At 38.5% G+C, this 18222-nt stretch carries 21 protein-coding genes; 15 read left to right on the top strand and 6 right to left on the bottom strand.

Annotated elements, in window-relative coordinates; all coding sequences use genetic code 11:
* Window positions 1-186: 186 nt before the first annotated feature.
* The 5 genes from AC3WJG_RS08765 to AC3WJG_RS08745 all read left to right on the top strand — a co-directional run bounded on the left by AC3WJG_RS08765 (window position 187) and on the right by AC3WJG_RS08745 (window position 5583).
* Entirely contained in the window at window positions 187-1407 is a 1221-nt protein-coding gene (locus tag AC3WJG_RS08765) for an MFS transporter (RefSeq protein ID WP_028408110.1), read from the top strand.
* A gap of 258 nt (window positions 1408-1665) precedes the next feature.
* Entirely contained in the window at window positions 1666-2331 is a 666-nt protein-coding gene (locus AC3WJG_RS08760; RefSeq protein WP_337133381.1) for a type 1 glutamine amidotransferase domain-containing protein, read from the top strand.
* A 203-nt stretch (window positions 2332-2534) separates the two neighbouring features.
* Window positions 2535-2825: a putative quinol monooxygenase gene (locus AC3WJG_RS08755; protein WP_028408112.1), complete on the top strand. Its 291-nt coding sequence runs from the start codon at window positions 2535-2537 to the stop codon at window positions 2823-2825.
* A 316-nt stretch (window positions 2826-3141) separates the two neighbouring features.
* Complete coding sequence (locus AC3WJG_RS08750; protein WP_034653242.1) at window positions 3142-4581, top strand: aldehyde dehydrogenase family protein; 1440 nt, start codon at window positions 3142-3144, stop codon at window positions 4579-4581.
* A gap of 153 nt (window positions 4582-4734) precedes the next feature.
* The gene (locus AC3WJG_RS08745) at window positions 4735-5583 is read left to right on the top strand and encodes an MBL fold metallo-hydrolase (protein ID WP_028408114.1); all 849 of its coding nucleotides are present in this window, start codon (window positions 4735-4737) and stop codon (window positions 5581-5583) included.
* 137 nt (window positions 5584-5720) lie between these two features.
* Here AC3WJG_RS08745 and AC3WJG_RS08740 read toward each other — a convergent pair whose 3' ends face one another.
* On the bottom strand, window positions 5721-5957 hold the full coding sequence (locus tag AC3WJG_RS08740; protein ID WP_028408115.1) for a hypothetical protein: 237 nt from the start codon (window positions 5955-5957) through the stop codon (window positions 5721-5723).
* 174 nt (window positions 5958-6131) lie between these two features.
* On the opposite strand from AC3WJG_RS08740, the gene AC3WJG_RS08735 reads away from it, so the two are divergent.
* The 3 genes from AC3WJG_RS08735 (at window position 6132) to AC3WJG_RS08725 (ending at window position 8429) form a co-directional block, all read left to right on the top strand.
* On the top strand, window positions 6132-6755 hold the full coding sequence (locus AC3WJG_RS08735) for a LysE family transporter (protein ID WP_028408116.1): 624 nt from the start codon (window positions 6132-6134) through the stop codon (window positions 6753-6755).
* 119 nt (window positions 6756-6874) lie between these two features.
* A complete protein-coding gene (locus AC3WJG_RS08730) occupies window positions 6875-8218 on the top strand; it encodes an amino acid permease (RefSeq protein ID WP_098332351.1) in 1344 nt (447 codons plus the stop codon).
* 70 nt (window positions 8219-8288) lie between these two features.
* Complete coding sequence (locus AC3WJG_RS08725; RefSeq protein ID WP_013082476.1) at window positions 8289-8429, top strand: hypothetical protein; 141 nt, start codon at window positions 8289-8291, stop codon at window positions 8427-8429.
* Between the two features lie 43 nt (window positions 8430-8472).
* Here AC3WJG_RS08725 and AC3WJG_RS08720 read toward each other — a convergent pair whose 3' ends face one another.
* The gene (locus tag AC3WJG_RS08720; protein ID WP_014460817.1) at window positions 8473-8625 is read right to left on the bottom strand and encodes a YpzG family protein; all 153 of its coding nucleotides are present in this window, start codon (window positions 8623-8625) and stop codon (window positions 8473-8475) included.
* A 226-nt stretch (window positions 8626-8851) separates the two neighbouring features.
* Entirely contained in the window at window positions 8852-10525 is a 1674-nt protein-coding gene (locus AC3WJG_RS08715) for a ribonuclease J (protein WP_028408118.1), read from the bottom strand.
* A 218-nt stretch (window positions 10526-10743) separates the two neighbouring features.
* Between AC3WJG_RS08715 and AC3WJG_RS08710 the strand changes: the two genes are divergently transcribed.
* From AC3WJG_RS08710 to AC3WJG_RS08695, 4 genes are all read left to right on the top strand, one after another.
* Window positions 10744-10884: a hypothetical protein gene (locus AC3WJG_RS08710; RefSeq protein ID WP_169305218.1), complete on the top strand. Its 141-nt coding sequence runs from the start codon at window positions 10744-10746 to the stop codon at window positions 10882-10884.
* 64 nt (window positions 10885-10948) lie between these two features.
* Complete coding sequence (locus AC3WJG_RS08705) at window positions 10949-11095, top strand: hypothetical protein (protein ID WP_157842256.1); 147 nt, start codon at window positions 10949-10951, stop codon at window positions 11093-11095.
* Between the two features lie 181 nt (window positions 11096-11276).
* On the top strand, window positions 11277-12863 hold the full coding sequence (locus tag AC3WJG_RS08700) for a DNA-binding protein (protein WP_337133379.1): 1587 nt from the start codon (window positions 11277-11279) through the stop codon (window positions 12861-12863).
* Window positions 12864-13011: 148 nt separating this feature from the next.
* Complete coding sequence (locus AC3WJG_RS08695; protein WP_028408120.1) at window positions 13012-13236, top strand: hypothetical protein; 225 nt, start codon at window positions 13012-13014, stop codon at window positions 13234-13236.
* A gap of 96 nt (window positions 13237-13332) precedes the next feature.
* On the opposite strand, the gene AC3WJG_RS08690 is transcribed toward AC3WJG_RS08695, so the two are convergent.
* A complete protein-coding gene (locus AC3WJG_RS08690; RefSeq protein WP_337133378.1) occupies window positions 13333-14064 on the bottom strand; it encodes a ZIP family metal transporter in 732 nt (243 codons plus the stop codon).
* Between the two features lie 461 nt (window positions 14065-14525).
* On the opposite strand from AC3WJG_RS08690, the gene AC3WJG_RS08685 reads away from it, so the two are divergent.
* The 3 genes from AC3WJG_RS08685 (at window position 14526) to AC3WJG_RS08675 (ending at window position 16645) form a co-directional block, all read left to right on the top strand.
* A complete protein-coding gene (locus AC3WJG_RS08685; protein ID WP_337133377.1) occupies window positions 14526-15911 on the top strand; it encodes an amino acid permease in 1386 nt (461 codons plus the stop codon).
* Between the two features lie 156 nt (window positions 15912-16067).
* A complete protein-coding gene (locus AC3WJG_RS08680) occupies window positions 16068-16289 on the top strand; it encodes a hypothetical protein (RefSeq protein WP_013056286.1) in 222 nt (73 codons plus the stop codon).
* A gap of 155 nt (window positions 16290-16444) precedes the next feature.
* On the top strand, window positions 16445-16645 hold the full coding sequence (locus AC3WJG_RS08675) for a hypothetical protein (protein WP_028408123.1): 201 nt from the start codon (window positions 16445-16447) through the stop codon (window positions 16643-16645).
* Window positions 16646-16734: 89 nt separating this feature from the next.
* On the opposite strand, the gene AC3WJG_RS08670 is transcribed toward AC3WJG_RS08675, so the two are convergent.
* Together AC3WJG_RS08670 and AC3WJG_RS08665 are read right to left on the bottom strand one after the other, a co-directional pair.
* Window positions 16735-16944 carry an alpha/beta-type small acid-soluble spore protein gene (locus tag AC3WJG_RS08670; RefSeq protein ID WP_013058452.1) on the bottom strand — a complete coding sequence of 70 codons (210 nt, stop codon included), beginning with the start codon at window positions 16942-16944 and terminating at the stop codon, window positions 16735-16737.
* A gap of 90 nt (window positions 16945-17034) precedes the next feature.
* Window positions 17035-18018, bottom strand: coding sequence for a LacI family DNA-binding transcriptional regulator (locus AC3WJG_RS08665; protein WP_028408124.1), 984 nt, complete (start codon window positions 18016-18018; stop codon window positions 17035-17037).
* Window positions 18019-18222 lie beyond the last annotated feature (204 nt).

Raw genomic sequence — 18222 nt, 5'->3', positions numbered from 1 at the left:
TTTACTGCTTCTATGCCTATCTGTGCCCTTTTGCCCTCTGCGACAAAAGGGCTTTTATGTGTTACTTACCTCTTTTAAACGAAGTCCAGAGAGGCTTCAAAAGAGAATGGAGATATGTTATTTATCCATTCCTTCAAAAAAGAAAGAGCGTTGATACGGAAAGAATACACTGGAGGGTGGAACAACATGAATTATCGTAACAAGACAGTTGTAGCATCAGTAGCAGGTTTGACGTTAGAAGGGATGGACATTATGTTTATCTCGTTTGCTATGTCAATGATTATTGCTGAATTTCACATTGATTTAGCAACAGGTGGACTTATTTCTTCTATTACGAATATAGGAATGCTGATAGGTGGAGTCATCTTCGGAATTTTAGCAGATAAATTTGGAAGAGTGCGGGTTTTTACCTACACGGTTCTTCTATTTGCAGTCGGAACGGCATTAACAGGTTTTGCAGCAAATGTTGAACAAGTGTATGCTTCGCGATTTATTGCCGGAATTGGGGCTGGAGGAGAGTACGGGATCGGTATGGCTCTTGTAGCAGAAGCGTGGCCGAAACATAAGCAAGGACGAGCTTCATCCTATGTTAGTATTGGCGCACAATTTGGAGTGATCCTTGCGGCGCTTTTAAGTTCTCTAATCCTGCCGATTTTCGGATGGAGAGCGCTGTTTTTTGTGGGAATCATCCCCGTCATTTTTGCTTTTATCGTACGAAAAAATTTAAACGAATCTCCTGAGTGGCTACAAGCTCAAAAAGAGAAAACAGCGGTTGTTAAAAATAATGGTAAGCTTCGTCAATTATTCGCTACGCCTAGGACGGCGATGACGACTATTTCGCTGGCAGTGATGGCTACAGTCCAAATTGCAGGCTATAACGGACTGATGATATGGCTTCCATCTATGCTTCAGCAATCACAAGGCCTCTCTGTTTCAAGTTCAGCTCTTTGGACAATCAGTACAGCCGTGGGAATGATTATAGGCATGCTAACATTTGGTCAATTTATGGACCGTTTTGGATCGAAACGTACTTTTGGAATCTTTCTTCTTGCTTCAGCTTGTGCGGTATTTTTATACTCGTATGCCGAAGGAGGTGCAGGGCTGCTTATAGGAGGAGCTGTGGTCGGATTTTTCTCAAACGGAATGTTCGCGGGATACGGAGCATTGATCAGCAGCCACTATTCAGTAGAAGTGCGCAGCACTGCAACGAACACCATTTTTAACTTTGGGCGAGCGCTCGGAGGGTTATCACCCATTCTTGTCGGCTATCTTTTGCAAAGCTATGATATGACAGTAGCGATGACGTACTTGGCGGGGCTGTACTGTATTTCGTTTATTTTTATGGTAAGTCTTAAAAGAACGGGAGAAAAGAAAGTGAAACAAATGAACGCTCAATCTGCTCTTTAAAATAAAAGATAGATTCTATGCTTTTCTGGAAAAAACCGCGCTTATTCAAAAGGGCGGTTTTTTTGAGTGTATAAAAAATAAATTCAGATATACGGTTGTTTTTTCGCAGATGCTTTATTAACAAAGACACATTATCTATAAAAATATTTATGGATAAGCAGATATTTTCTAATTTGTATTATAGTAATTCCTCTCTTACAATAGGGTGTGTAAGGTGGAAACAGAAAATACTATCTTTATTTACAGGAGGACGTTACTATGTCTGAACATATATTAATGGTCGTAACAACGGCTGACAAAATGAAAGAAAATCATCCAACAGGCCTTTGGCTTTCAGAATTTGGTGAAGCGTACGTAGAGTTCGAAAAAGCTGGATTTACGATTACTGTAGCAAGTCCTCTAGGAGGAAAAGCGCCGGTGGATGCTCGCAGCCTTGAAGGGGAGACTTCTCAAGAAATCTTAAATACAGCTAAGCATCTAGAGAATACCCTAAAACTTGATACCATTACAGACAGTGCTAAATTCGATGCTGTTTTCTTACCAGGCGGTCACGGCACAATGTTTGATCTGCCAGATAATCAAACGCTCCACGCTTTAATTCGTGAACTATACGAAGGAGACAAAGTAGTAGCCGCTGTATGCCACGGACCCGCAGGCTTAGTAGGTGTTACATTATCAGATGAAAAGCCGTTGGTCGAAGGAAAAGATGTCGCTGCGTTTACAGATGATGAAGAACGTGAAACAACATTGGACCGCTTCATGCCGTTTCTTTTGGAAACACGTCTGCGTGAACTTGGGGCAAATGTAGTAACTGCTCCAAACTGGACAGATAATGTACAAGCAGATGGCAACCTAATAACAGGTCAAAATCCTCAGTCAACAATCAGTGTAGCTAAAGCAGTCGTGAAACACTTATTGAAATAAGATGTAAAAAAGCCTGTAGGCTTATAGCCTACAGGCTTTTTTATGAACAGCATCAAGAAAGATCGATGTGGATAAAATGTATGTTTTGCCGGCTTGAACTAGAGAAATCAATCATCATACAAAAAATATGATGGTCAGTGTAATAAATTCAAAAAGAGGGAAGCTTTTTATGGAGAATATTTTTAAAGAAATGAGGAAAAACGATGTCAGAAATTATTATTAACGCCATTTTGCAAGCCAAGCCAGGAAAAGAAGAAGAGCTTCGATCAGAGTTAGTAAAAGTTATTAAACCATCAAGAGAAGAAAAAGGATGTATTCAATACACTCTCCACCAGGATACAGACAAAGCAGGCACATTTGTTTTTTATGAGAAATGGAAAAGCCAAGAAGATGTTGAAGCTCACATTGAAACACCTCACTATCAACAATACAGACAGCAAACAGAACCGTTAATTGAAAGCAGAGCGGTACATCGTTTACAAGAAGTACGTTAATACAAAAAGAAGGGGAATAAAAGTGTTTTAGTTGAAGGAAGATCCGAACGAGGAACCAAGATTCTTGATGGAGAATCAAACTCGTTCGGATTTTTTTGTGGTTATGGTGAATGCAGATTTCATTTAGTGAGATCACGCAGAAGGGTAAGCGATGAGGAAAAATAATTGCAGCTGCGAAAAGCCGATTGGAAAAGGGGTAAGACAGTGAAAGAAACAAAAAATAATAGAAGCGGTGTTTGAGAAGCAGACAGGCGGGTAGATAAAAACTAGATGACATAGTTCAACAATTAACAAACTAAAAGGAGAGATCAAATCAATGCGTACAAATTTAAAACACTTTATTAACGGAGAATGGATTGAATCAACAGGAAACGAAACGTCAGATGTGATCAATCCTGCTACTGAAAAATCAATTGGTAAAATTAGCTTAGGCACAAAAGAAGATCTAGATAAAGCCGTGGCAGCAGCTAAAGCAGCTCTTCCCACATTTTCAAGAACAACAAAAGAAGAGCGAATTAAAATGCTTCGCAATATTGCAAAAGGATATGAAAAGCGTAAACAGGAGCTTATTGAAGTTATGACTGAAGAGCTTGGCGCTCCTTTAAAGATTTCAGAAGAAGTTCACTATGAAATGGGACTTAGCCACTTTAAAGAAGCAGCTAATGCACTTGAAGATTACACATTTGAAAAAGATCATGGAAGCTACAAGGTCGTGAAAGAGTCTATTGGAGTAAGCGGACTTATTACGCCATGGAACTTCCCAACGAATCAGACGTCTACTAAAATTGCAGGAGCTATCGCAGCAGGAAGTCCAATGGTATTAAAACCATCAGAACTTACACCGTATGCAGCGATGATATTAGCAGAGATCATTGATGAAGCTGGTGTACCAAAAGGTGCCTTTAACCTTGTAAACGGAACGGGAAGCACAATCGGTGACGGTATTAGTTCTCACCCGGACATTGATTTTGTATCATTTACAGGATCAGGTGCTGTAGGCGAGAAAATTATGCAAAACGCGGCTAAAACAATCAAAAAAGTAGCGCTTGAGCTAGGCGGGAAATCACCGCTAGTTGTATTAGAGGATGCGGATGTAGAAGAAGCCGCTAAAATAGCAGTTTCACACATTGCAATGAATACAGGGCAAGTATGTACGGCAGCAACGCGCATTATCATTCCTGCCTCTATGAAAGAAAAATTTGAAGAAGCAGTGAAGAAGGTTTTACCATCATTCCCAGTTGGTGATCCATTAAATAAAGACAACGTAACTGGACCGCTCGTAGCGGAAAAACAGTGGGATCGCGTACAGGATTATATTAAAAAAGGAATGGACGAAGGTGCAACACTTCTTACTGGCGGAACGGGCAAACCAGACGGCTTAGAGACAGGATACTTTGTTAAACCGACAGTCTTTACTGATGTTTCAAATGATATGGTTATTGCCCAAGAAGAAATCTTTGGACCTGTAACAACTATTATTACGTATGATGATCTAGAGCAAGCTCTTGAAATTGCAAATGATACAATTTATGGACTTGCAGGCTATGCGGTCGGAAAAGACCAAGAAACACTTGACTATGTTGCTAAAAATATTAGAGCTGGTCAAATCATTGTTAACGATGCCGAGCAAGACAGAGCTGCACCATTCGGTGGATTTAAGCAATCTGGTATTGGACGCGAATGGGGAGCATTTGGTATCGAAGAATATCTAGAGCCAAAAGCGATCATGGGCGTTAAAGTTCCAGCAAAAGTATAATTGGTGTAAAAAAAAGAAAGGAGTTTTTCTCCTTTCTTTTTTTTATGGATACATAAAAGAGAGCTAGTTAAAAAAAGAATAACGAAAGCAAAGGTGGATAGCATAAACGTGTATGGCGCATATGAAGTGACACGTTAAAGGAGGGAATTATAATTGGATAGAGAGATGCACGGAAGTTCATCAACGGAAAGCTTTATTCCCATGAGCTCTATAGCCAGTGGAAAAGGAGTCGAAGTGGCACCGGATATCTACAGCTACACTACACAGATTGTTAACATATGTTTTATAGGAAATCCAGATAAAGATAATAGTTTTGTACTTGTGGATGCGGGAATGCCTAATTCGGCTTCTATGATTATCGAAGAGGCAGAGGAAAGGTTTGGAAAAGGAAAAAAACCAAAAGCAATTATTCTTACACATGCACATTTTGATCATATTGGATCTATTATTGACCTAGTGGAGAAGTGGAACATACCGGTATATGCACATCCACTTGAACTTCCATATGTGACGGGTGAAAAAAATTATCCTGCACCGGATGGTACAGTGGAAGGCGGGCTCGTGGCAAAGCTTTCTCCACTATTTCCAACGGAAGCCATTGATTTAGGCTCTCATGTGCAAGCTTTACCAGTCGACGGCTCTGTACCTCATATGCCGGAATGGGAATGGATTCACACCCCTGGTCATTCTCCAGGACATATTTCTCTTTTTAGAAAGCAGGATCTTGCACTTATCGCTGGAGATGCTTTTGTTACAACTAAGCAAGAATATTTACTGGATGTACTAGAGCAAGAATTGGAGATTAGCGGTCCTCCTCGTTATTTAACTACGGACTGGGCATCTGCCCAAAAATCAGTTGAAGTGCTTCAGTCACTTCATCCGTCTGTGGCGGTGACCGGACATGGAAAACCGGTTTCCGGCGAATGGCTTTCAACTAATTTATTGAAGCTTACGAAGAATTTCAATGAAATTGCTCGTCCTGATTACGGAAAGTATGTATAGGGCTAAAGAAAAAATGTTACTCTTTACGCAGCTCCTAAAAGCTGCAGGTGAAGATCAAAAGCTCTACGAACTCAGTGAGTTCGTAGAGCTTTTTTAATTTTTCGTATAAAAGTGAAAAAAGGTTGTTATTACCCTTATTAAAAATTTTGTTGAATAGCCTGCTGCGCTTCTCGTAAATGTCTTAAGTGCTCTTCCATTCGTTTTAATTCTTTATCACTAGACGCCGCTTCTTTTTGTTCATTAATTTGTTGCTGAACGATAGTCAAATGCATTTGAGCATTTTGAAAATTAGCTCCATTCAGATTCATCTGTCCTTGATAAACTGCCTGTTCAGCTAATTGTAATGCTTCTTTAATATGAGTGTATGAATTCATGCTTCTCATCCTTCTGTATAGTATTTACAGTTAACATGCGCTGGTTTTTCGCAGCTATACAGCTATACAAAAGGATTTAGAAATAAAATAAAAATTACGTAGTACAAGCTAAGCAGGCTGCATACATTTATCATAGTTCAATTTATAAAACCTCAGAAGCAGGGAGGGATGTACGTGGGGGTTTTTTTTAGCTATATGTTATTAGGGCTATCGTTAGCCGCACCAATCGGTCCAATTAACGCCGCTCAGCTTGATAAAGGAATTAAACATGGTTTTTTACATGCTTGGTTCTTAGGGATAGGGGCAACATCGGTTGACGCTCTTTATATGCTTGTAGTTTATTTTGGGTCCGTTCATTTTTTAAGCAGCGATTTTATGAAAACGTTTCTTTTTTCGTTTGGATGCTTCGTATTAATTTATACCGGTATTGAGGGGCTAATGGGTGCAGGAAGGATTACACAACATAGAAAAACAAACGGTGATTCTGTGTTAAAGTGTTTTTTCTCAGGTTTTTTGCTGTCATTAACGAATCCGCTTACAATTCTTTTTTGGCTTGGCATTTATGGCTCTGTTTTAGCAAAAACAGCTAATACATATGAAACCGAACAGCTTATCTTATATAGCTGCGCTATTTTTACGGGAATTCTGGCCTGGGATATTGCGATGGCAGCTTTAGCAAGCACGTTTCGACGATACTTAGCAGCGACGTTTTTAACTGCCGTGTCCGTTGTATCGGGGTTATCTTTAATAGGATTTGGCCTATATTTCGGTTGGCAAGCGGCACAGCAATTAGGCTAAAAGAAGTGCTGAATCTAAAGTGTGTTCAGTACGTTGAAAAATAATAGAAAAGGTGCTTCTTTTTACGCATAAATTTTTCAAACTATCACACACTACATCGAAGTGTGAGGAGTGATAGAGTGAAAAAGAAAATAGGCTGCGGAAGTCAAGTTGAAGGAAAATTAAAATGGTGGCAGCTGTCTTTAATCGGGGTAGGATGCATCATCGGTACAGGCTATTTTTTAGGATCAAGTATTGCAATAAAAGCAGCCGGCCCCGCTGTATTAATCGCCTTTTTATTAGCGGCAGTGTGTACATTTATTGTGTTTGATGCGCTTGCTAAAATGAGTGCTCAAGATCCTCAAAAAGGTTCGTTTCGTTCCTATGCAAAGAAAGCTTATGGAAGATGGGCAGGCTTTAGCAGCGGATGGGTATACTGGAGTTCAGAGATGCTGATCATGGGGAGTCAGCTCACGGCTTTATCTCTTTTTACACGTTTTTGGTTTGACGGTATTCCACTGTGGGTCTTTGCCTCTATTTATGCTGTTTTAGGCATTGCTGTTGTATTAATCGGAACAAAAGGTTTTGAACGAATGGAAAATGTATTTGCTGTTACAAAAGTGGCTGCTATTTTAATGTTCATTGTATTGGCTAGTCTCGCTTTATTTGGATTTCTAGATGAAGGTGCCCAACAAGGAGTGCCTCGAACGATAAATGAATTATTTCCCCGCGGCTTTTGGGGTTTATGGGGTGCTTTGCTTTATGCATTTTATGCTTTTGGAGGCATCGAAGTTATGGGAATTATGACGGTCCGTTTAGAAAACAAAGAAGATGCGCCCAAAGCAGGGAGAAGCATGCTTATTTTGCTTGGAATTATTTATATCGCTTCACTAAGTTTAGCTATTTTAATTGTGCCATTTCATGATTTTCATGGAAATCAAAGTCCATTTATAACGGCTTTAGAAACATACCATCTTCCATTTTTTCCTCATGTTTTTAATGGAGCAATGATTATCGCTGGTTTTTCAACGATGTCAGCGTCTTTTTTTTCCGTAACGACAATGATTGTCACTCTTTCAGAAGATGGGGATGCTCCGGCATTATTTTCAAAACAAAAAAAGAAAAAGCGGCAATTTCCTTTCCCGGCTTTGCTTTTAACAACGTTGGGATTAGTTATTTCTATTGTTTTGTCCTTGCTATTGCCCGGGAAAATTTATGAGTACATTACAACAGCAGCGGGACTGATGCTGATTTATAACTGGTTCTTTATTTTAATTTCTTTTCATCGTTTAATGGAACAAACCGTGTGGGATAAAATAAAACAAGCTATTGGTATCTTGTTAATCTTACTAGCAGTAAGCGGCACGCTGTTGGAATCAGCAAGCAGACCGGGCTTTTTTGCAAGCTTAGGCTTTTTAATTGTTATAAGTCTTGTTATTTTGAAATTGCGCCATAAGTGGAAAGAAGAAGAAGCCGCTAGCTAACATATATTTAATCTTTATGAGGGACACTATGCACGTTGTACAATTACAAAAATAAAAGGTGGTTATGATCATGCCAAAAAACAAGCAGACTCCTTCTTCACAAGTAGATCAAAAACAAGTAGTAGATGACAAAGCAAAAGCGCTACGAGAAAATAATTATGAAGATGGTCATATTCGCAAGATAACTCAAAGCGGGGCAGACGGCCAATAACAAAAAAAGACGCGTTCGCGTCTTTTTTTGTTGAAGTGTATCCTTACCAACGATGAGCTTTTGCATTACTTCGCAGGATGATGTTCGTTTGAGACATCTCTGTATGTCCATTTACTTGGGACTTTGAACGCTTCGGTCTCGTCCAGTTGTGGCGGAATAGTTCTGAATGCTGATCTACATGATTTTTATCATTCATCATAATCACCTCAAGGATAGGATACTTTCACAAGATATTTGCGGTGAAATATCTCTCTTATAGAATGGGGTAAAAAAGAAGAAATACACCTAACACTTTTAACCATACATATAAAAGGAGTGCCTATTCATAAACTACAGAAGGCAACTTCTAACTTTAGGTTAAGCTTCGGATTTATAAGCAAAAACTGCCTTAGTGGGGACTAAGGCAGTTTTTGCTTGAGGGATTAAACTTCAATAATGATGGGAAGAATCATAGGTCTTCTTTTCGTTTGGTTATATAAAAATTGGCCAAGCGTTGTCTTAATTTCTTTTTTCATAATGTTCCATTGATGAACATGCGCTTTTTGTAATTGGTTTACGATTTTAGTCACTTGTCGATTAACATCTTTTAATAGCTGCTCTGAGTCTCTTGTATAAACAAAACCTCGCGAAATTGTGTCTGGACCAGACACAATTTTTCCTTCCGTTTTATTTAAAGTAATCACAATAACCAGCATGCCATCTTCTGAAAGCTGTTTACGGTCACGTAAAACCGCGTTTCCAACATCGCCAATGCCGAAACCGTCTACATATACATTGCCAGCAGGGATTTTTCTTGTTTGAAAAGCTGTTCCGCCCTTGATGTCAACAATATCACCGTTATTTATAATAAAAATGTTCTCTTTTTCCACCCCGACGGATTCTGCTAATAAGCTGTGGTGATGAAGCATTCGAAACTCGCCGTGAATGGGGATAAAATACTTTGGCTTCATCAATGTAGCCATTAATTTTAGCTCTTCTTGATAGCCATGTCCTGATACGTGCATACCTGTTGCGCTTCCTGAACCGTAAATCACATGAGCCCCGAGTGTGAAAAGACTGTCGACAATACGAGAGATATTACGTTCATTGCCAGGAATAGGCCCTGCTGATAAAATAACCGTGTCTTCAGGAAGAATTTCTACTTGTCGGTGATTTCCACTGGCTAATCTAGATAGAGCGGCCATCGGTTCGCCTTGGCTTCCAGTGCAGAGAATAGCGACTTGTTCAGGCGCAAGTGAATGTACTTCATAAGGTTCAATTAGCATCCCTTCAGGAATAGTTAGATACCCTTTCTCTAACGCAACTGATACAACGTTAACCATGCTTCTTCCAAGAAGCGCAAGCTTTCTATTCGTTTTAATCGCTGCATCTACAATTTGCTGTACGCGGTTAACGTTGGAGGCGAAAGTAGAAATAATCACTTTTCGCTTTGCTTTACGAAAAGCTTCTTCTACATGTTTGCCAACTAGCTTTTCTGAAGGCGTAAATCCAGGGCGTTCAGCATTTGTGCTTTCGGATATTAAAGCCAGTACACCTTCACTGCCGATTTTCGCCATTTTATGAAGGTCTGGATATTGGTCGTTAACAGGAGTTAAATCAAACTTAAAATCTCCCGTATGCACAACAGCTCCTTCAGGGGTATGAAAGACAATGCCGAGACAATCTGGAATGCTGTGATTCGTTTTAAAAAAAGAAAGCGGAATATTGCCTAATGTAATTTCGGACTCTTCGTTGATTTCAATAAGCTCCGTCTCAGCAGATAATTGATGCTCTTGAAGTTTAATATCAATTAATCCAAGGGTAAGGCTTGTTGCATAAATAGGGAGATTTAACTGTTTTAAAAGATAAGGAATACCTCCAATATGGTCTTCATGACCATGAGTCACAACCAGTGCGCGAACTTTTTCTCGATTCTCTTGTAAGTATGTAATATCAGGTATGATCAAATCAATTCCTAATAAACTTTCATCAGGAAATTTAGACCCGCAGTCAATCACAATGATGTCATCGTCATATTGAACGGCATACATATTTTTTCCTATTTCATTAATGCCGCCTAAAGCAAAAATGGATAATGTATTGCTATTTGTACTCACGCTTATTTCCTCCTATATTTTCAAAATAGACACATACAGTTTCTACTCTTAGTATGAGCAGTTATTTCTGGTGCATTCTGTTAAATATGGAGATTTTATTTTTACTTAAATAGGAGGAATACAAGCAAAAAGAAAAGAAGGTCATTTTCCTAATACTACCTCTTATTTTCTTTTTATAACTCCATAAAATATAGACGTTACACATGGAGGTGGATGGAATGAGTAAACAAAATAAAAGCAAAAACCGAGGATTCAGCAGCAGTGAAGCTGCTGTCGATAATGTGAATAAAAGTATTTTATCAAACGATATTCATACAGATGAGCTTCAAAAAGCAAAAGTAAGCCGTCATAACAAATAAAAGAATGACAAAAGAGCAGCATTGAGCTGCTCTTGATAAAATAGAGATAGGGAAGTGAAAAAACGTGTCAGAAAACAAAAGTTCTCAATATAAAGAAGAAAATATGTCAACTCCTAGTCGTCCTCTTGAATATAAAGAACGCGCGAACGAATCAAAAAGTACACGTCAAATGCTGCGCAGTATTCTTGAATATTCAAGTCGTTATCGTTAACAAATTTTACATATAATCATGGGCATATTTCAAAGGGCTCCTATCGACAAATATAAGGTATAAAGAACCTTTTTTGAAAAAATATATATTATTTACAATAAATTTAAAAAAATCATAAATGAACCTGCTATAATCCTCTTGAAAAGACAAGCCTTGCAAAAATTTGAGAGGAGCATTTTATATGCGAAAAAAATATAATCGCGTAGGTTATGCCGTTTTAACAATGTGTACAGCTTTATCTATCTCACTGCCTTTTACTACTCATTCAGCATCAGCAGAAAGCGCTGCTGACCCTGCACCAGAAATTAAAGCCTCTATCGTAAATGAAAATAACGGTAAAAAAGTCTTGTTTGATAATACGCATGGTCAAACTGCGGGTACAGCAGATTGGGTTATTGATGGAGGTTTTTCTGATTTTGGGAAAGGACTGGCAGGTAGCGGGTTTGATGTAAAAGAGCTGCGAAAATCTACGCCGATTACATACAATGACCTCAGTGGCTATAGCGTGTTTGTTGTGCCAGAAGCGAATATTCCGTATAAATCTTCTGAACAAGCCGCCCTTTTACAATATGTTCAGAACGGGGGAAGCGTCTTTTTTATTGCTGATCATTACAATGCAGACCGAAACAAAAACCGGTGGGACTCTTCAGAAGTTTTTAACGGATACCGTCGCGGAGCATGGACAAACCCCGCAAAAGGCATGACAACGGAAGAAGCAACCTCCGATGCAATGCAAAACGTAGCAAGCTCTGACTGGTTAGCGAGTAACTTTGGTGTTCGCTTTCGCTATAATGCCATTGGTGATGTGACAGCCAATGATATTGTAGCTCCTTCTCAGGCATTCGGTATTACGCTAGGTGTTTCCACCGTTGCTATGCATGCAGGTTCTACGGTTGCTATTACGGACCCAAACAAAGCAAAAGGAATTGTGTATCTTCCTAAGACAACGACAAAATGGTCAAATGCTGTAGATCAAGGAGTGTATAATGGAGGAGGAAGAGCCGAGGGACCTTTTGCTGCTGTTTCAAAAGTAGGGACAGGTAAAGCTGCTTTTATCGGAGATTCTTCACCGGTTGAAGATGCTACACCAAAATATAAACGAGAAGATACAGGATCTTCTAAAACCACATATGACGGATTTAAGGAACAAGACGATTCTATACTGCTTGTAAATATGGTCAATTGGTTAGCGAAGCAAGAAAGCTATACCTCTTTGAATCAAGTATCAGGACTTCAATTAGATCAGGCTACAGCATTACTTTCGTCGGAAACGCCAAGTCAGTCCACTGAGCCTCAGCCTGAGCCATGGTCAGCACCTACAGCAGGCTATAAATGGTACGATACGTCAACTTTTGCCTCTGGTTCATATGGTTATAAAGGTGGAACCACACAGCCCCCAGCTGCTAGTGCTTACGTATTGGAACATCAAGCCATTTTACCAACGAGCGGCGTATTCCAAATACGCGTAAAGGTAAGCGGGCTTTCGGCTAACACTACGTACAGCACGTTTAATCTAGGTGCATATAACGGATCAGGAACTCAAATTGCTAAAGTTCAAAACGCAGATGGAAGCTGGCCGTCATCGTATGGATACAGCAGCAATTTTTCAATTACAACGGACGCAGCTGGAAATGGAGAAAAGGTTTTGAATGTCCAATTAAATCCAAATGCAGCGGGGAGTGCCAATCTTCGCTTACGCCAAAGCGGTACGAATGCATATACAGAAGCTGTAACGGTAGGGAACGTAGCGGTTGAACCATTGCCTTAATAAAAGCGAAAGCAAGCACTTGTGCTTGCTTTTTTATTGTTATATTCTCTATCTTTGAGCGTTAAAGAAGCGTCAGACGAGAGACTTATCCATAAAGGAGAAATATGATATCTTAGAAGAAAGAATGAAGTAAAAGGAGTCAGCTAATATGTCTAAATATAAAGAATTAGAGACGGGTTATCTAATGGATAAGATTAAAGAATACAAAAACTTAATTTGGAGAGTAGGGCCAGGAAGTGAAAGAACTATAGAAGCTGTTCAAGAGATTCAAGGAATGGAAAAAGAGTTAAAAGCACGCAATGCAGAATTTGAAGCTACGGATTGGAAAGCTTTTACTCGGGAAATAAAAGAAAACTACGATTTTACTTATTAAGAAGCCATATTCATAATAATGTGATTGAAATAAATGTCTCCAAGTAGAAGGCTTTCTGTTTTCTACTTGGAAACGATATAAGTAGTATGAAGACGATTAAGAAAAATGATCCAGTATCAGTGAAGCAAGTAATCCAAGTGCAGCAATCAATCCTGTAATAGAACCTCCTTCTTCATAGGCCTCTGGCATCATTGTAGAACCTACCATAGCAATAATACCGCCGCCGGCAAAAGCAGCAATAGCAGCCATAAGTGTCTCAGATGCATGGTCTAAAAAAACAAAGCCTGTCCATGAACTAAAAGCTGAAATGAACAAAACCGCTGCCCATAGTAAAAAAATTTTCTTTTTAGAGAATCCGCTTTTTACTAGACCGGTCGTACTGGACAATCCTTCAGGAATATTACTTATAAAAATAGCGATAACAAGAAGCCAGCTAACGGTTCCATTTTCGATTAAGCTAGCCCCAATCATAATAGACTCCGGGATTGCATCCATTACGGTTCCTATAAATATAGCAATTCCAGAACTACTCGCAGCCATTTGTTTGGTAGACCTCTTTCTTTTATTCGCTCCTTGACGTGAAATTAGATAGTCTAAAAAAGTAAAAACAATAGCACCTGCAAGGAACCCAAGAGAAGTAGCTTTTAACCCGCCGTTATGAACCGAGTCTCCAAGCAGCTCATAGGTAGATGCTCCAATTAATACACCTGTCCCAAAAGCCATAATATAACCAATTATCTTTTTGCCGATAGGCAAAAAAACTGCTGCCAAAGCACCAAGAAGGACAGCTGATCCTGAGATTCCGCCCCACATCGCAGCTTGCCACATGAAAAATCCCTCCTCATCTCTATTTTCTATTGATACTTTCCCTAAGTAGAGAAAGTGAAAACGTAAAGGGAGAAGAAAGGAATTTGTTCGATCAAGTAGCGATTTCATTTCGTTATCCTTAAGAAATAGAGTGTTCCAGCATCCTACGCCTATATTTATTTTGAATGTTCATAAAATTTAAATTATACTGAAATAAAAAAATATTTCACTGAGATGATTGATTTAATAAAGGTGAAAGGTTTTGTTAAGTGTTTTTCTGAAAAAAACAATTGTATTTCTGAGGGAAATTTATTATTATAAAATAAGTAATTATACAGTCGAATAGCTAAAAATAGAAAAAATAGTTTAGTTGTAAAGGTACTAGATAAAAATGGAAGGTTTTAAAAGCGATAGCTGTTCCATCAGACACAAAAAGTATCTTTCCTAACAGAGCTATAACAAGTTTAGGAGGAGGAAATGGAATGGCAGACAAAGAGCTAAAAAGAGGCTTAGAATCCCGTCACATTCAAATGATCGCGCTAGGCGGAACAATTGGCGTTGGATTATTTATGGGATCAGCAAGCACCATCCAATGGACAGGTCCATCGGTATTGCTTGCTTACGCAATCTGCGGAATGTTTATTTTCTTTATTATGCGTGCCATGGGCGAGATGCTGTACATGGAACCAAGCACAGGTTCATTCGCTACATTTGGCCACAAATATATTCATCCATTAGCAGGTTATATGGCTGCGTGGAGCAACTGGTTTCAATTTGTAATAGTAGGGATGTCTGAAATTATAGCAGTAGGAGCATATATGCATTACTGGTTCCCACATCTACCTGCTTGGGTACCAGGTATTATCGCCATGTTGATTTTAGGCACAGCAAACTTAGTTTCAGTAAAATCATTTGGAGAGTTTGAATTTTGGTTTGCGATGATTAAGATTGTAACGATTATTTTGATGATTATTGCAGGGCTTGGGTTGATTTTCTTCGGATTTGGAAACGGGGGAGACGCCATTGGATTATCAAACCTTTGGGCACACGGCGGCTTCTTTGCAGGCGGATGGTCAGGTTTTTTCTTTGCACTATCTCTTGTTATTGCAGCTTATCAAGGAGTCGAGCTAATTGGTATTACAGCTGGTGAAGCAAAGGACCCTAAAAAAACGTTAAGAAACGCAATTCAAAGCATCATCTGGCGCATTTTAATTTTTTATATTGGAGCTATTTTCGTTATCGTGACGGTATATCCGTGGAATGAATTAGATTCTTTAGGAAGTCCATTTGTATCTACATTTGCTAAAGTTGGTGTTACGGCAGCTGCAGGTATCATTAACTTTGTTGTTATTACAGCAGCGATGTCAGGCTGTAACAGCGGAATTTTTAGTGCAGGACGCATGCTTTATACACTTGGCGTAAACGGCCAAGCACCTAAATTCTTCACAAAAATTTCTCGTAACGGCGTTCCAATTTATAGCACACTCGCTGTTATGATTGGATTGGTAATTGGTGTTGTTTTAAACTACATCGCTCCACCTAATGTATTTGTTTATGTATACAGTGCGAGCGTGCTTCCGGGAATGATTCCTTGGTTCATCATTCTTATCAGTCAAATTCGTTTCCGTAAAGTTAAAGGTGCTGAAATGGATAGTCATCCTTTCAAAATGCCTTTTGCACCTGTAACGAATTATGTAACTATTGCCTTTCTACTAATGGTGCTTGTAGGCATGTGGTTTAATGATGAAACGCGTATTTCACTTATCGTAGGAATTATTTTCCTTGCTCTTGTTGTCGTTAGTTTCTACGCATTCGGAATAAATAAGCGTATGATACCTGATACAGAGAACGGTCAAATAAAGAAATAACTATGCATTTTCATAAGTAAAAAGCAAAACAAAAAAACGGCTGAGAAAAGCCGTTTTTTTGTTTTGTTTAAATGAAAGATACAAGAAAAATGTCATTGTACGCTGATAGTTTGGATAAACTATAGTCGTTCATATAACGTAAAGGGAGCGATTGTTATGAGAAGCCACAGATATATTATTAAAGATTCACTAAAAGCTGATGAAGTTGCCCGAGATTTGGAACTGCAGCTGGATATAAACCGAATGTCGGATGTCAGAATCCTTTCGGTAAATGCACAAAACGAAATACTCGTTCAAATGGAGGAGGAGAACGAAGAAGCAGGAGATGTTATTGATGTATTTATGAAAGAGTATAAAACCGCAGAAATTATTGAATAGCATGTAGTTGAGAAGAATATTGAGGGGTTTCGTTGAATAAATAAAAAGAAAACACCTTTACTTTTTATTAAAAAAGAACACACGAAGAAAACTTCTTGGTTATCAAGAAGTTTCTTTTGTATCTGAACATTCGTTTATATAGGTAGGGAGAGGTGATGAAGGTGAAAAGAAATAGTGAGGGTCACGTCTTTTTTATTATTCTCGGAGGGCTGTTTATTTTAATAGGCACACTCTTTGCAAATACTTCCGTTTATTTTCTCATCTCCGGATGGATAGCAGCTGTCTGTTGTTTAGGAATCAGCGCTGTACTAAAGAAAGGAAAAACAAAATCAGTCAGTAAAGAGGAGGAAGAATAATAATTTTTATATAAAGATGGAAAGTAAATATATGAAAAGGAAGAATGGATCTCCATTCTTCCTTAAGTCATGGTGTGTATGAAATTGTCTTAGAAACGTCCGCCGCCAAGTTGTTGCTCAGCTAATTGTACAAGACGTTTTGTGATTTCGCCGCCTACTGATCCGTTTGCACGTGCAGTAGTGTCAGCTCCTAAATTTACTCCGAACTCGCTAGCGATTTCATATTTCATTTGATCGATTGCTTGTTCAGCTCCGTACACTAATAATTCATTATTATTGCTGCTTTTGTTGTTTGCCATTGTATTCAACTCCTTTCTGTAACGTTAAGGTGTGAATAAAAGAAGAAGAATATACAACAAACTGATATTTATTTTATAAAAAACGTATCTTTACGTTGTTTGTCCTTCTAGAAGCTTAACGGGAAGGCAGATTTCACGAGGTATATTGCTGAATTCTCCTTCAATTTCTTTTAGTAAAATATCAATGGCTGTTTGAGCAATCGATTCGATGGGTTGTTGAACTGTAGTTAGACCAGGTAACAAAGTCTGACTGGTCTCCGTTCCGTCATAGCCCACGATTTTTAAATCTCTTGGGATATTTTTTCCTCTTTTTTGTGCTTCCGCAACTACTAAAGCTGCAAGTAAGTCATCACTTGCAAAAATACCATCTACTTCCGGATGTTCTTCAAAAACCTTAGAAATAGTTTCTCGCTGAATGTTGCGGTCAAAGGTATTTGAAATTTCATACGTGATAGGCTGTTTTCCGTCCTTTTTCATCACGTTTTCATAAGCTTTCCTTCTTAAGTTAGCTGGAGTTTCAAGTTTAAGGGGGCCGTTAATATGAACAATATGCTTACAACCTTTTGAAATGAGCAATTCTGTGGCTTGTTTTCCTCCAGCATAGTTATCAGAAGATACGGTAGGAATATCTGTTGATAAATAATGATCCACTGCTACCACAGGAAGACTTTGACTTTCTGAATCAAAAATACCTCTGTTATAAGTAACGGCAATAACACCATCTACCTGATTTCTGATGAGCATCTCTACATATTTTTTTTCTTTATCAATTCGATTAAGACTGTTACAAAGAAGTACTTTGTAGTTAAGGGAAGCACATATACTTTCAATGTGAAAGGCTAACTCTCCGAAAAAAGGGTTGCTCGTTTGCGGGACGATCATACCGATTAAATTTGTTCGCTTATTAAATAATGAACGTGCAATATCGTTTGGGAAATAATTAATTTCTTTCATTGCTTTATAAACATTTTCTCGTGTTTCTTTGCTTATGTAACCACGGTTATTTAATACACGAGAAACGGTAGTCGGTGAAACACCTGCAATTTTTGCTACATCACTAATCTTGGCTTTCATCTAGTTTCCTCCTAATTTCTCCAAAACATTGCTTTTATAGTATATATCAGACATGTAAAAGGCTTAAAATAAATTGCAATCAAGCAAAGAGTTTTCTAATTGTTCGTTTTTTTTTGAACGATAAAAATCTATATAAGGATTGTAAACGGTTTATTAAACAATTTAAACATACCACAAAGCCCACTTTTCCGCCTAATACAATCT

This window comes from Priestia sp. FW507-14D1A (assembly GCF_058781295.1).
Note: the sequence above shows the minus strand (reverse complement) of the source record. Positions and strands in the feature narration are given on the sequence as shown.

What these genes read in the sequence shown, in the direction of transcription:
- AC3WJG_RS08665 (WP_028408124.1), bottom strand. Translation starts at nt 18,018, where the DNA reads ATGAAAGCCAAGATTAGTGATGTAGCAAAAATTGCAGGTGTTTCACCG.
- AC3WJG_RS08740 (WP_028408115.1), bottom strand. Translation starts at nt 5,957, where the DNA reads ATGAATTCATACACTCATATTAAAGAAGCATTACAATTAGCTGAACAG.
- AC3WJG_RS08765 (WP_028408110.1), top strand. Translation starts at nt 187, where the DNA reads ATGAATTATCGTAACAAGACAGTTGTAGCATCAGTAGCAGGTTTGACG.
- AC3WJG_RS08710 (WP_169305218.1), top strand. Translation starts at nt 10,744, where the DNA reads ATGAGTAAACAAAATAAAAGCAAAAACCGAGGATTCAGCAGCAGTGAA.
- AC3WJG_RS08685 (WP_337133377.1), top strand. Translation starts at nt 14,526, where the DNA reads ATGGCAGACAAAGAGCTAAAAAGAGGCTTAGAATCCCGTCACATTCAA.
- AC3WJG_RS08700 (WP_337133379.1), top strand. Translation starts at nt 11,277, where the DNA reads ATGCGAAAAAAATATAATCGCGTAGGTTATGCCGTTTTAACAATGTGT.
- AC3WJG_RS08680 (WP_013056286.1), top strand. Translation starts at nt 16,068, where the DNA reads ATGAGAAGCCACAGATATATTATTAAAGATTCACTAAAAGCTGATGAA.
- AC3WJG_RS08670 (WP_013058452.1), bottom strand. Translation starts at nt 16,944, where the DNA reads ATGGCAAACAACAAAAGCAGCAATAATAATGAATTATTAGTGTACGGA.
- AC3WJG_RS08725 (WP_013082476.1), top strand. Translation starts at nt 8,289, where the DNA reads ATGCCAAAAAACAAGCAGACTCCTTCTTCACAAGTAGATCAAAAACAA.
- AC3WJG_RS08690 (WP_337133378.1), bottom strand. Translation starts at nt 14,064, where the DNA reads ATGTGGCAAGCTGCGATGTGGGGCGGAATCTCAGGATCAGCTGTCCTT.
- AC3WJG_RS08695 (WP_028408120.1), top strand. Translation starts at nt 13,012, where the DNA reads ATGTCTAAATATAAAGAATTAGAGACGGGTTATCTAATGGATAAGATT.
- AC3WJG_RS08750 (WP_034653242.1), top strand. Translation starts at nt 3,142, where the DNA reads ATGCGTACAAATTTAAAACACTTTATTAACGGAGAATGGATTGAATCA.
- AC3WJG_RS08760 (WP_337133381.1), top strand. Translation starts at nt 1,666, where the DNA reads ATGTCTGAACATATATTAATGGTCGTAACAACGGCTGACAAAATGAAA.
- AC3WJG_RS08755 (WP_028408112.1), top strand. Translation starts at nt 2,535, where the DNA reads ATGTCAGAAATTATTATTAACGCCATTTTGCAAGCCAAGCCAGGAAAA.
- AC3WJG_RS08720 (WP_014460817.1), bottom strand. Translation starts at nt 8,625, where the DNA reads ATGAATGATAAAAATCATGTAGATCAGCATTCAGAACTATTCCGCCAC.
- AC3WJG_RS08675 (WP_028408123.1), top strand. Translation starts at nt 16,445, where the DNA reads ATGAAGGTGAAAAGAAATAGTGAGGGTCACGTCTTTTTTATTATTCTC.